The organism is Virgibacillus sp. L01, assembly GCF_052246775.1.
In the GTDB taxonomy this organism is placed as follows: domain Bacteria; phylum Bacillota; class Bacilli; order Bacillales; family Amphibacillaceae; genus Lentibacillus.
Genome location: NZ_JBQQCP010000016.1, coordinates 1 through 13152, shown reverse-complemented (window position 1 = coordinate 13152; position 13152 = coordinate 1). Strand labels below are relative to the sequence as shown.

At 38.5% G+C, this 13152-nt stretch carries 12 protein-coding genes; all 12 read left to right on the top strand.

What is annotated here, in order from left to right:
• Positions 1-41 precede the first annotated feature (41 nt).
• The 12 genes from tilS to lysS all read left to right on the top strand — a co-directional run bounded on the left by tilS (position 42) and on the right by lysS (position 12724).
• Positions 42-1442, top strand: a complete 1401-nt coding sequence (tilS, locus tag ACTWQM_RS19310; RefSeq protein WP_443259770.1) for a tRNA lysidine(34) synthetase TilS — start codon at positions 42-44, stop codon at positions 1440-1442.
• A gap of 10 nt (positions 1443-1452) precedes the next feature.
• Entirely contained in the window at positions 1453-2001 is a 549-nt protein-coding gene (gene hpt, locus ACTWQM_RS19305; RefSeq protein ID WP_443259769.1) for a hypoxanthine phosphoribosyltransferase, read from the top strand.
• A 189-nt stretch (positions 2002-2190) separates the two neighbouring features.
• Complete coding sequence (gene ftsH, locus ACTWQM_RS19300; protein WP_443259768.1) at positions 2191-4248, top strand: ATP-dependent zinc metalloprotease FtsH; 2058 nt, start codon at positions 2191-2193, stop codon at positions 4246-4248.
• 677 nt (positions 4249-4925) lie between these two features.
• On the top strand, positions 4926-5708 hold the full coding sequence (locus ACTWQM_RS19295) for a type III pantothenate kinase (protein WP_443259767.1): 783 nt from the start codon (positions 4926-4928) through the stop codon (positions 5706-5708).
• Positions 5709-5726: 18 nt separating this feature from the next.
• Positions 5727-6608, top strand: a complete 882-nt coding sequence (gene hslO, locus ACTWQM_RS19290; RefSeq protein WP_443259766.1) for an Hsp33 family molecular chaperone HslO — start codon at positions 5727-5729, stop codon at positions 6606-6608.
• Positions 6609-6624: 16 nt separating this feature from the next.
• Complete coding sequence (locus tag ACTWQM_RS19285; protein WP_443259765.1) at positions 6625-7524, top strand: peptidylprolyl isomerase; 900 nt, start codon at positions 6625-6627, stop codon at positions 7522-7524.
• Positions 7525-7641: 117 nt separating this feature from the next.
• Positions 7642-8574 carry a cysteine synthase A gene (gene cysK / locus ACTWQM_RS19280; protein ID WP_443259764.1) on the top strand — a complete coding sequence of 311 codons (933 nt, stop codon included), beginning with the start codon at positions 7642-7644 and terminating at the stop codon, positions 8572-8574.
• A 348-nt stretch (positions 8575-8922) separates the two neighbouring features.
• Positions 8923-9702: a dihydropteroate synthase gene (gene folP / locus ACTWQM_RS19275; RefSeq protein ID WP_443259787.1), complete on the top strand. Its 780-nt coding sequence runs from the start codon at positions 8923-8925 to the stop codon at positions 9700-9702.
• Positions 9695-10060, top strand: coding sequence for a dihydroneopterin aldolase (folB, locus tag ACTWQM_RS19270; protein ID WP_443259763.1), 366 nt, complete (start codon positions 9695-9697; stop codon positions 10058-10060). The genes folP and folB overlap by 8 nt, the downstream gene beginning before the upstream one ends.
• Positions 10057-10563 (top strand): 2-amino-4-hydroxy-6-hydroxymethyldihydropteridine diphosphokinase, encoded by a 507-nt coding sequence (folK, locus tag ACTWQM_RS19265; protein ID WP_443259762.1) that lies wholly within the window; start codon positions 10057-10059, stop codon positions 10561-10563. Before folB ends, folK begins: the two co-directional genes overlap by 4 nt.
• A complete protein-coding gene (locus tag ACTWQM_RS19260) occupies positions 10533-10757 on the top strand; it encodes a helix-turn-helix domain-containing protein (protein WP_443259761.1) in 225 nt (74 codons plus the stop codon). Before folK ends, ACTWQM_RS19260 begins: the two co-directional genes overlap by 31 nt.
• Before the next feature lie 482 nt (positions 10758-11239).
• A complete protein-coding gene (lysS, locus tag ACTWQM_RS19255) occupies positions 11240-12724 on the top strand; it encodes a lysine--tRNA ligase (protein ID WP_443259786.1) in 1485 nt (494 codons plus the stop codon).
• Positions 12725-13152 lie beyond the last annotated feature (428 nt).

Below are 13152 nucleotides of genomic sequence, written 5' to 3'. Positions count from 1 at the left end.
AAGAGATGTTAGATTAGTTTTTACATGGAGATGGGCAGGCAATGATTAGTAAAGTTAGTTCATTTATTAGAGAGAAACAATTGCTTACAGAAAATTCAACCGTTCTGCTTGGTGTTTCTGGCGGTCCGGATTCGATGGCACTTCTGCATTATTTTGTGTCTATCCGGGAAAAATGGAATTTGAAGCTTATTGTATTGTCTGTCGATCATCAGTTAAGAGGCGATGAATCGAGCGATGACCTTGATTTTGTAAAGCATATTTGTGAAAAATGGGGCGTACAATTTATTGGAACCTCTGTGGATGTTCCTTCGTATAAACAGGAGAAGCAGGTTGGAACCCAAGTTGCCGCCCGAGAGATGCGTTATGCGTTTTTTGCGAAACAAATGAGTGAGTTTAGTGCCGATTATCTGGCCTTGGGGCACCATGGTGATGATCAGGTAGAGACGATGCTGATGGGTTTAGTGCGTTCAGCCACTACAAAGTCATTAGCAGGTATTCCATTGCACCGACCATTTGAGACAGGCCAGATTATTCGTCCTTTCTTGTGCGTTACAAAAGATGAAATTGAAGAATATTGTATTGAAAATGGAATTGCACCACGAAGAGATCCGTCTAACGAACAAACAACCTATACCAGGAATTATTTCAGAAAAGAATTGCTGCCACTACTAAAAGAGAAGAACAGCAATATACATAAAACAACCCAGCACTTAAGCCAGTCACTTCAAGAGGATGAACTATTTCTGACAGAAAAAGCAACCGAATTGGTTAATAACCTTGTTGTGTTTACCGATTCAGATAAAGAAGCATGCTTTCCGATCGACTCATTCAAATCAAGCCCACATTCTTTACAAAGGCGAGCCTTTCATCTAATATTAAACTATCTATATAAAGAATGGCCTAAAAATTTGTCGTATGTGCACGAAGAACAGTTTTTTGCGTTGCTGGAAAGTAATAGTGGGAATGTCCAGATTGATTTTCCGGGTAATTTAAAGCTCAGGAAAACCTATAAACAAGTCTGTTTTTGCTTCTCTATTGAAAAATCCCGCCTTGTCTCGTATCACAAAACAGTAATTATTCCGGGTGAGGTAAATCTACCCAATGGTATAACAGTTACTGCTGATTATACGGGTTGCCCCGATTGGAACAGTGACACAGAATACATATGTAATAAAGACTGTGTCGCATTGCCCTTACATATAAGGACACGTCAAAATGGCGATCGAATGAGCTGGAGAGGGTTAGAAGGAAGTAAAAAGGTTAAAGATATTTTTATTGATGCTAAAATCCCATTGGGCAAAAGAGATATGTGGCCAGTGTTAACTGATGATAATGGGGAAATATTATGGTTAATAGGTTTAAAAAAAGGACAACCACAACAACAGACGCAAACAAAAGAGGGCACATATATTCAATTGAAATACGAAGAAGGTAACGTGTAGGAGGGGCAACATGCATAACGATATTGAAAAAATATTGATTACAGAAGAAGAGATTGCAGCGAAATGTGCAGAACTCGGTAAACAGCTTACTGAAGAATACGATGGCAAGTTCCCGTTAGCTATTGGTGTTTTAAAAGGTGCTATGCCATTTATGTCTGATATTCTGCGCCGCACAGAAACACACCTGGAGATGGACTTTATGGATGTATCAAGTTATGGTGGCAAAATGCGTTCATCCGGTGAGGTGAAAATTGAAAAAGACCTGAATACAAAGGTTGAAGGCCGAGATTTATTAATTATAGAGGATATTATCGACAGCGGACTCACACTAAGTTATTTAGTCGATTTGTTCAAATATCGGAAAGCTAAATCAATCAAAATTGTTACGTTGCTTGATAAGCCCTCAGGTCGAACAGCACATATTAAGGCGGATATGATTGGATTTGAGGTTCCCAATGAGTTTGTAGTAGGCTATGGACTGGATTATGAAGAGAAGTATCGTAACTTACCGTATATTGGAGTGTTAAAACCGAAAATATATGGAGGAGAAGAATCATAAAAATATTGCCAGGAACATAGGCATATATTCTTCACAAAAATGTAATAAATTCCGCATAGGCAACACTATACGGAATAAGGATCAAGCAGGTTGAAATTAATATTAAATAGCAAGTGGAATTAGTTGTATTAGCACTTTTTCCTATGGTAATATTGTTTGTAGTTTTTCCCGCTTGGGAGGAGGTAAGTAATGAATCGGATATTTCGTAATGTAATCTTTTATTTACTCATATTCCTAGTTGTAATAGGTATAATAGGGGTATTTAATGGACCAAACGATGAAGCAAAAGAATATAATGTTCAAGAATTTACAGATGCTTTAAATAGTGGTGAAATCGAAGAAATGACGATGCAACCATCAAATGGAATAATGCGTATTACCGGTGAACTGAATGAAGGGGAACAGTTTGTCGCACAAATTCCAGATAATACGGACATTGTCTCAACTATTACACAGCAAGCCACTGAACAAAGTGTACTTAATGTAAAAGAAGAGGAACAGCCAAGTGGTTGGGTAACCTTTCTGACGACAATGATTCCATTTCTTATATTAGGATTATTTTTCTTCTTTATTCTAAGCCAGGCTCAAGGTGGCGGCGGAGGCCGTGTCATGAACATGGGTAAGAGTAAAGCGAAAATGTATACTGAAGATAAGAAGAAAGTTCGCTTTAAAGACGTTGCTGGTGCAGATGAAGAAAAGCAAGAGCTTGTTGAAGTTGTTGACTTTTTGAAGGATCCGCGTAAATTTACAGCAGTCGGTGCACGTATTCCTAAAGGGGTACTATTAGTAGGGCCCCCAGGAACAGGTAAAACATTACTTGCTCGTGCAGTTGCAGGGGAAGCAGGAACACCATTCTTCTCAATTAGTGGTTCTGATTTCGTTGAGATGTTTGTCGGTGTAGGTGCTTCTCGTGTGCGTGACTTGTTTGAAAATGCGAAGAAAAATGCACCATGTATTATATTTATTGATGAAATTGATGCAGTTGGACGTCAACGTGGTGCAGGTCTTGGTGGTGGACACGATGAACGTGAACAAACCTTGAACCAGTTACTCGTTGAAATGGATGGTTTTGGAGCAAATGAAGGAATTATTATGATTGCTGCAACTAACCGCCCAGACATTCTTGACCCAGCATTATTACGCCCTGGACGTTTTGACCGTCAAATCACGGTTGACCGTCCAGATGTAAAAGGCCGTGAAGAAGTGTTAGAGGTTCACGCTCAAGATAAACCAATGGATAACACTGTAGACCTTAGAACAATCGCAATGCGCACACCAGGATTTTCTGGTGCTGATTTGGAAAATCTACTAAATGAAGCGGCATTGGTAGCAGCACGTCATGATCAAACTAAAATTGACATGTTAGCCGTTGATGAAGCTATCGACCGCGTTATTGCCGGTCCAGCCAAGAAAAGCAGAGTTATTTCACCTAAAGAGCGAAACATTGTTGCATACCACGAGAGTGGACACACAATTATCGGTATGGTGTTAGATGATGCAGACTTAGTACACAAAGTTACGATTGTACCACGTGGGCAAGCTGGCGGATACGCTGTTATGCTGCCAAAAGAAGATCGTTACTTTATGACGAAGCCGGAGTTATTTGATAAGATTACTGGCCTCTTAGGTGGTCGTGTATCAGAAGAGATTATCTTTGGTGAGGTAAGTACTGGTGCATCAAATGACTTTCAGCGTGCAACAGCTATTGCTCGTAAAATGATTACTGAATATGGTATGAGTGATAAAATTGGTCCGATTCAATTCACAAGTGGCGGTGGTGAAGTATTCCTTGGCCGTGATATCCAAAACGATCAAAACTATAGTGATGCTATCGCACATGATATCGACCAGGAAATGCAAAACTTTATCAACTACTGCTATGATCGTGCAAAGACAATTCTAACTGAAAACAAAGATAAGCTTGAGCTAGTTGCTAAAACACTTCTGGATGTAGAAACCCTGGATGCTAAACAAATTAAGGGACTATTTGAAGATGGTGTACTTCCTGAACCTGAAGAGGAAGACAAAGTAACCAAGGCAGAGGAAGTGAAAGATGCTAACCAAGCAAATGATTCAGATGAAGATAGTGATCTGAAAGTGAATATTCAATCCAAAAAAGATGACGATGTATCACCAGATAACTATGAAGAAGCTAAACAAAAAGCAGAAGAGAAAAGAGAAGAAGAACGCGAAGAACAAGAAGATGTAAATGATACAGATACTTCTTCGGAAGACAAAAAAGAATAAGTTATCTGGTATAAGTGGCTGGGACAAAAGTGTTTTAGTCAAAGTAAAATCCGAACTATGATTCAAATTCTTAATAGAATTCGAATCAGTTCGGATTTATTTTTGTTGTTTATTAGATATAGACTGCGATGTACTTTCTAAAAAGTTTGAGTGATATGATGCCGCTTCGGAAATACACTTCGCTTTCCTTGGGCGGCTGATGAGCCTCCTTGCTCCTACGTCGCAACGAAGTCTCATCTAGGCCTCAACTCCCACAGGAATCTACGTGTATTTCATCCGCTGTTGACTGGAGTATGAATTGTTATAGAAAAATTGTGTCACAGCTACCCTAGCCCGTAGTGACCCCGGACGGTGGGATGAGAGTTTATAGAGATTATTCCAGCAGTTAGTTTGCAGTTTATATCAACTATGTATTAGATCAAGCCATTGTAAATGGACGTTCTAAACAGCCTATCCTTTCACTATTTGTCTTTTAAGTAAAAATTATTATTTATATCCCAGCCTCACTTTTTTCGCGTAATAGACTGACGAGAATGAATAACCGTCAGGAATACTGAATTAGTCTAATCGGTCACTGTTTAAGTATTAATCATTGTTCGTCGTTTTTTTATGCATTAGAGAATTATGGTATATTAATAAGATAGAAAATAACTGCAGGCGGGAAGGTTTGGTTGGAAATGCTTTTTGTGCTCGATGTAGGTAACACAAATACTGTTTTAGGTGTATTTGAAAATGATAAATTGATCCATGAGTGGCGTATCAAAACAGATCGTTATAAGACGGAAGATGAGTTTGGTATGCTTATAAAATCTTTACTGGAACATGATAATATTTCATTATCTGATATTGACGACGTTATCGTTTCATCTGTTGTACCTCCAATTATGTTCGCACTGGAGAAAATGTGTTCAAAGTATTTTGAGCTGCAGCCATTAGTGATTGGCAAAGAAACCGTACACACCTATTTAGATATGGCGTATCCGAATCCAAAAGAAATTGGAGCAGACCGAATTGTTAATGCAGTAGGCGCAATTGAAGAATATGGTTCACCATTAGTGATTATCGACTTTGGTACAGCAACAACCTATTGTTATATCAATGATAGTAAAGCATATCAGGGTGGTTTGATTGCTCCCGGTATACATATATCCATGGAGGCTTTATACAGCAAGGCGTCGAAGCTCCCTAAAATCGAAATTCAGGCTCCAAATAATGTGGTTGGAAGCTCAACTGTTGAAGCTATGCAGTCAGGCGTTTTTTATGGATATGTTTCGCAGGTTGATGGCATAGTAAATCGTATCAAGCAAGAGAATGCAGCAGAGCCAAAAGTGATTGCTACAGGAGGATTGGCTGCCTTAATTTCGGATGCATCTGAGACAATCGACCACGTTGATAAGCATTTAACATTAAAAGGCTTGTATTTAATTTATAAGCGAAACATTCAAAAGAAAAAGTACTAAAAGGAGATTGAACACAACATGAAGGATTATTTGGTGAAAGCAACAACTTATAATGGAATGGTACGTGCATATGCAGCAACTTCAACCAATACGGTAGAAGAAGCACGCAGACGGCAGGATACATGGGCTACTGCATCTGCAGCTCTCGGGCGCACTATTACCGTTACTGCAATGATGGGTGCAATGCTGAAAGGTGAAGATTCAATTACGGTAAAGGTCGAAGGAGATGGCCCGCTGGGGGTCATGGTTGCTGATGGTAACGCGAATGGGGAGGTCCGTGGATATGTCACTAATCCTCATGTTGATTTTGATCTAAATGCACAGGGTAAACTGGATGTTGCGCGTGCCGTTGGAAAACAAGGAAACTTGAGTGTTGTAAAAGATCTAGGGTTAAAGGAAAATTTCACTGGTCAAGTCCCAATTACTTCTGGTGAGATTAGCGAAGACTTCACTTATTATTTCGCAAACTCTGAGCAGGTACCTTCAGCAGTGGGGGCAGGCGTATTAGTTAATCCGGACCATACGATATTGGCCTCTGGTGGTTTCATTATTCAGGTTATGCCTGGAGCTGATGAGGAAATGATTACCCGGCTTGAAGAAAAAATCCAGTCATTTCCGGCAATATCGAAGTTGATTAAGGAAGGAAACTCTCCAGAACAGATTTTGGAGCGTCTTTTTGTTGATCAGGAAGTTAATATTCATGAACAGTATCCATTTTCTTTTCAATGCAAGTGTTCAAAGGATCGTCTACAGCAGGCAGTTATTGGATTAGGAAGTGAAGAAATTCAAAACATGATTGATGAGGATAAAGGTGCAGAGGCGACATGTCATTTCTGTAATGAGGTTTATCATTTTTCTGAGCAAGAGTTAGAAACACTTAAACAATCAACTAAGATATAGTCGAAAGGAGTTACCGATGCAGAAAAAATTTTTACTGGCAGTAATAGTGGTACTGATCATCACAAATATTGCTACATTGCTTCTTTGGAATGATGATGAGAAAGTAGCCCTCGACAATAACGGTTCAGAAATAGACCAGGATAAACCTGTTGCTACTGTTGACGGTGAGGAATTCTCGTATAAGGAATGGATGAAATCCTTACAGGAAAATTATGGGGAAGAACAACTCAAGGGAATGATTGACCAAGCTGTAGTGAAACAGCTGGCGGATAAAAATAATATTGAAATAGATGATAAAGTCATTGCCAGAGAAGTAGCTATGCTTACATCAATGCAAAGTCCTATGTCTGTAAAGGAAACAAAAAAGAAAGTAAATGAGTGGCGTGAGGATATTTTATATCGGTATCAGCTAGGTGCGCTTTTAACAGCTGACACATCTATACCGGAAGAGGAAATACGAACACATTTTGAGGAATACGGCGATCAATACAATTTCCAGGCTTCACTGCAGCTATCACATATTGTAGTGCCGGATTTTGGTACAGCGGAAAAGGTTAAAAAAGAACTGGATAATGGTGCATCATTTGACTTGCTTGCTCAGGAGTATTCAACAGATGAAGAAACCAAAAAAAGCGGGGGCTACTTAGGTCTTTTTGTGAATAAAAGCCAGTTTTTGCCTGGGGGCTATTTGGAAACGGCATCTCAAATGGATGAACGGACATACAGTGAGCCGTTTCAGAGTGATGCAGGTGTAGCGATTATTTACCTGCATCAAAAGTTGCCATCTATTACATTTAAATACGAAGAAATCAAACCATACATAAAGCGTGAACTTGCTTTAGGTAAATCAAATCAAACACTGACTGCTGATCCGCTGTGGGATAAATTAGACATTGATTGGGTATTTGGGGAATAAGCTAAAACAGATGTAGGCATTTTACCAAGTTTATTGCATTTCAGTTGACTTTTTTATAATTTAAACGTACATTATAATTAAATCCTACAAAAACACTAGGAATTAGGAGGAATTGTGATGAGAGTAGCTGACAACATAACTGGTTTAATTGGGGAAACCCCGATTGTAAAATTGAATCGCACCGTAGATGATAATAGTGCAGATATATATTTAAAATTGGAATTTATGAATCCTGGAAGCTCTGTTAAAGACCGTATTGCTTTATCAATGATTGAAGCAGCTGAAAAAGAAAATGTCTTAAAAGAAGGCGACACAATCATTGAACCAACAAGCGGAAATACTGGCATCGGTTTAGCAATGGTTGCTGCAGCAAAAGGATATAAATCAGTGCTTGTAATGCCTGATACAATGAGTAAAGAGCGTCGTAATCTTTTAAGAGCTTACGGGGCGGAGCTAGTTTTAACACCTGGAGCAGATGGTATGAAGGGTGCTATTAAAAAGGCTGAAGAATTAAAAGATGCAAATGGTTATTTCATGCCTCAACAATTTAACAATGAAGCTAATACAGAAGTCCACGAACGAACAACTGGTAAAGAAATCGTAAGCCAAATGAGTGATGGTCTGGATGCATTTGTATCCGGTATTGGCACAGGCGGTACGATAACAGGTGCCGGAAAAGTATTGAAAGAAAACTTTGATAATGTAAAAATTTATGCAGTTGAACCGGAAGATTCAGCGATATTATCTGGTGGATCTCCAGGACCACATAAAATTCAAGGTCTTGGCGCTGGCTTTGTACCTAAGATTTTAAACACAGAGATCTATGATGAAGTTGTACGTATTTCGAACGATGAGGCGTTTGCTACATCACGAGAAGTAGCAAAACGTGAAGGTATTTTAGGCGGAATTTCAGCTGGGGCCGCGGTTGCAGCAGCGAAGAAAGTTGCTAAACAACTCGGCAAAGGCAAAAAAGTACTTGCGGTAATCCCTGATAACGGTGAGCGTTACTTATCGACACCATTGTATCAATACGATACTGAAAATGAATAATTTCTAAGCAGTTAAGATAGTACTGCATAAGTTTATCTGGGCTTAATGAAAAGCCGGGTTTACTAATAGAAAGGGTTAGCATCCTTGAACTGGTGCTAGCTCTTTTTTAGTAGGTAAGAAATTTGAAGCCTGATTATGTCCTCAGGTGGAACAAACAATGTCCAATCTAAAGCACCCAGCAACGCAAATTTCACACCCTTCATTACGATAAATCAACAAAAAACAGACACTTGCGCTTTTGTTCTGCTATGATACGATAGTAACCGAAATAATCATGTGAAAGTAGGTTGTACTTTGAATTTAATAACGAACTTGAAAACATATGATTTAACTAATCGAACACACATTATGGGGATACTGAATGTAACTCCGGATTCTTTTTCAGATGGTGGGAGCTATACATCCATTGACCAGGCTGTCGAACAAGCTGTAGCAATGGAGAAACAAGGTGCCGATATTATTGATATTGGCGGTGAATCCACACGTCCAAACCATGAACCGGTATCAGTCGATGAAGAAATTAATCGTGTCGTGCCGATAATTCGAGAGGTTAAGGAAGCGGTAAGTATTCCATTATCTATTGACACATATAAGGCAGAAACAGCAAGACAGGCTGTTAAGGCAGGTGCGGATATCATTAACGATGTCTGGGGGGCTAAACGAGAACCTGAAATAGCGAAAGTTGCAGCAGAGTATAATGTCCCTATTATTTTGATGCACAATAGAACAAACAAGGAATACACATCGATTATTGATGATATGAAAAAGGATTTACAAGAGAGCATTGATATTGCTTTAGAAGCTGGTGTCACAAAAGAAAATATTATTCTTGATCCGGGAGTTGGATTTGCTAAAACTGCAGCAGATAATTTACTTGTTATGAACAATCTTGAGAAATTTGCTGATTTAGGATATCCGGTATTGCTGGGAACATCGCGTAAGACGTTTATTGGTAACATTTTGGATGTACCACCAGAAGAACGTGATAATGGTACAGGAGCAACAACATGCCTTGGCATCACAAAAGGTACTCAGATTATCAGAGTTCACAATGTAAAACTGCATGTTGAGCTTGCTAAAATGATGGATGCGATGCTTGGAAAGAGAGGGGCGGAAACACTTGGATAAGATTCTAATAAATCAAATGGCCTTCTATGGCTATCATGGTCTTTTTCCAGAAGAAAACAAACTTGGGCAACGTTTTTATGTAGATATACAACTAATGCTTGACCTGAAAAATTCAAGTAAATCCGATGATATGAATGACTCCATCAATTATGGAGACGTATTTGAACTTATAAAAGGAATTATGGAAGGTAAGCCTAAAAATTTGATTGAAGCTGTTGCTGAAGATATTTCCGATGCGCTATTTCAAGCATTTGATTTACTTAGTGCATGTACGGTAAAAGTTATCAAGCCCGACCCTCCTATACCAGGTCATTATCAATCCGTAGCAGTGGAAATTACCCGGGAGCGAACAGAATGAAAACTGCATACCTTGCTTTAGGGACAAACATCGAACCCAGGGAAGAACATCTGAAATCAGCGTTAGAAATGCTGAAAGAGGACAATAGAGTCATTATTAGGCAGCATTCATCTATATACGAAACAGCACCAGTTGGCTATACGGATCAGGCTGATTTTTTAAATATGGTAATCGAAGTAGAGACATCCCTGTCACCAATTGACCTATTAAATGTTTGTCAAAATATTGAACAGCAACTAGGGAGAAAAAAGGTGATTCGCTTTGGTCCTAGAACAATTGACCTTGACATTTTAGTCTATAATCAAGAAAATAGAAAAACAGACGTTTTAACAATTCCACACCCAAGAATGCATGAACGTGCATTTGTGCTTATCCCGTTACATGAGATAGCACCTGATTTGTTATTGAGTGATAAGACAGTGTCGGATTATCTAAAAGAACAATCCGAAAGCGATATAAAGGATGTTACGAGATGGACATACAAAGACTCGGCAGAAGAATAAAGGCGTTTCGTAAATTAAAAGGATATACGCAGGTAGAATTAGCTACTAAATTAGATCTTCCAATCATTACACTGGGAAGCGTTGAACGAGGTAAACAAGAGCCTTCAGAGGAATTACTGGGCCAAATAGCCGATACATTAGCTGTAACTAAAAAAGAGTTGACTATAACGGACGAGTTCTCAAAGGAGGAATAATCCTTTTGTGATATAACAATCCAAAATCGTGTTGTCATCAATCTTGAAAATGATTTTGTAACTGAATTCGAGAGGTGTATTCGTAATTTTGAGGTTTAGCTGACGAGAGACCTTGTTTGGAAGAATTCCGTGAATTTGGTGGTGTTTGCGGACACCAGGGGCCCTACTTATCAAGGCTGGGCGATAAGCCAAAATTTCCTAATATATCTATATACAGAAGCTTGAATCAGCCGGCAAAGCTTCCTGATCCGTAAAGTTTAAAAGCATCTATGAAGAAATGCCAGTTGCTTGCTGGCATTTTTTGTTGGCAGATAAGAAAATATAAATCCTTTCTTACTGCATAAGTAGTTAAATTCCTTTAGCGAATACTAATTTCAGCTCGGGATAGATGAAAGAAATGTAGTTTTTCTATATACTTGTATATAATGTTTCATAATGAGGTCGGTTTTCAGTCGATAAAAAGAGTTATTGGAGTGATAATTGTGTCAGAAGAATTAAATGATCATATGAAAGTTCGTCGGGAGAAATTAGAAGCCTATAAAGAACAAGGTGTGAACCCTTTTGGCGAAAAATTTGAACGAACTGATTCAGCAGAAAACTTAATCACGAAGTACGATCAATTTTCAAAAGAAGAACTGGAAGAAAAGACAGATAACGTTACAATTGCAGGACGTGTAATGACCAAACGTGGAAAAGGGAAAGCAGGTTTCGCACATCTTCAGGATTTGAGTGGACAAATCCAAATTTATGTTCGAAAAGATATGATAGGTGAAGAGGCATATGACGTGTTTCAATCAACCGACATGGGTGATATTGTCGGAGTAACCGGCGTTATGTTCAAAACAAAAGTGGGTGAGATTTCAGTAAAAGCATCAGAATTCACTTTATTAACGAAATCCTTACGCCCGCTTCCTGAAAAATATCATGGACTCAAAGATATTGAACAACGTTATCGTCAACGTTATCTTGATTTAATAACAAACCCGGATAGCAAAGAAACATTTGTATTGCGCAGTAAAATTATTCGATCCATGCGTCATTATTTAGACGGACAAGGGTTTCTTGAAGTGGAAACTCCAATGATGCATGGTATCCCAGGCGGCGCTTCTGCTCGTCCTTTTGAAACTCACCATAATGCTTTGGACATCCCATTATACATGCGTATTGCGATTGAGCTGCATTTAAAACGGTTGATCGTGGGAGGCTTGGAAAAAGTATATGAAGTAGGACGAGTGTTCCGTAACGAGGGCGTTTCTACACGGCACAACCCCGAATTTACGATGATGGAGCTTTATGAAGCATATGCAGATTTTCATGATGTCATGTCCTTAACTGAGCACTTAATCGCACATATTACAAAAGACGTTCTAGGTAAAACAACTTTAATGTATGGTGATTATGAAGTTAATCTAGAACCTGAATGGAAAAGACTTCATATGGTTGATGCGGTTAAAGAACATACAGGGGTAGACTTCTGGAAAAACATGAGTGATGAAGAGGCAAGGGCACTAGCTAAAGAACATGGCATTAAAATTCAGGATACTATGACATTTGGCCATGTTCTAAATGAATTCTTTGAGCAAAAAGTAGAAGAGGAGTTAATTCAGCCGACATTTATCTATGGCCACCCGTTAGAAATTTCTCCGCTTGCCAAAAGAAATGAGGAAGATGAACGATTTACAGATCGCTTTGAATTATTCATCGTCGGTCGTGAGCACGCAAATGCCTTTAGTGAATTAAATGATCCTATTGATCAACGGGAAAGGTTTGAATCACAAGTTAAAGAAAGAGATGAAGGAAATGATGAAGCGCATTTAATGGATGAAGACTTTCTGGAAGCATTGGAATATGGTATGCCTCCAACAGGTGGGCTAGGAATTGGAATCGATCGACTTGTTATGCTGCTAACTAATTCACAATCAATTCGGGATGTATTGTTATTCCCGCAAATGCGTAATAAACAGTAAGCTCATATAGTTGAACAACTTGGCATAACTGTATTTTCTATGCGAGTTGTTCTTCTTTTTTCATTTAAATATAACTGCTGTGACAGAATTGGTTAAAATCCCCAGTAATTTTTATGTATTTTCTATTGATTTAGGGTAATAATCATGGTAAATTATTAAACGTTGCTTAAATAACAGCAACCAAAAACAAGTCTTCTTTTCAACAAGCAATCTTGAATTCTCTTAAAAAATAAGATAAAAAATGTTTGACTTTGTTATTGAGAGATGGTATATTAATTAAGTCGCCGTTTTGAGAGGCGGCAACGAAATTTGCTCCTTGAAAACTGAACAAAACAACCAGTATGTCAAGAAAACAGGTTAAAAAAGTTAAACTTTTAAACCCTGATTTCAATTTTTAAAGCTAAGACAACAATGATTGATTGGTGTCA

Coding starts and splice junctions, on each gene's coding strand:
- tilS (WP_443259770.1), top strand. CDS start 42: ATGATTAGTAAAGTTAGTTCATTTATTAGAGAGAAACAATTGCTTACA.
- hpt (WP_443259769.1), top strand. CDS start 1,453: ATGCATAACGATATTGAAAAAATATTGATTACAGAAGAAGAGATTGCA.
- ftsH (WP_443259768.1), top strand. CDS start 2,191: ATGAATCGGATATTTCGTAATGTAATCTTTTATTTACTCATATTCCTA.
- ACTWQM_RS19295 (WP_443259767.1), top strand. CDS start 4,926: ATGCTTTTTGTGCTCGATGTAGGTAACACAAATACTGTTTTAGGTGTA.
- hslO (WP_443259766.1), top strand. CDS start 5,727: ATGAAGGATTATTTGGTGAAAGCAACAACTTATAATGGAATGGTACGT.
- ACTWQM_RS19285 (WP_443259765.1), top strand. CDS start 6,625: ATGCAGAAAAAATTTTTACTGGCAGTAATAGTGGTACTGATCATCACA.
- cysK (WP_443259764.1), top strand. CDS start 7,642: ATGAGAGTAGCTGACAACATAACTGGTTTAATTGGGGAAACCCCGATT.
- folP (WP_443259787.1), top strand. CDS start 8,923: ATGGGGATACTGAATGTAACTCCGGATTCTTTTTCAGATGGTGGGAGC.
- folK (WP_443259762.1), top strand. CDS start 10,057: ATGAAAACTGCATACCTTGCTTTAGGGACAAACATCGAACCCAGGGAA.
- ACTWQM_RS19260 (WP_443259761.1), top strand. CDS start 10,533: ATGGACATACAAAGACTCGGCAGAAGAATAAAGGCGTTTCGTAAATTA.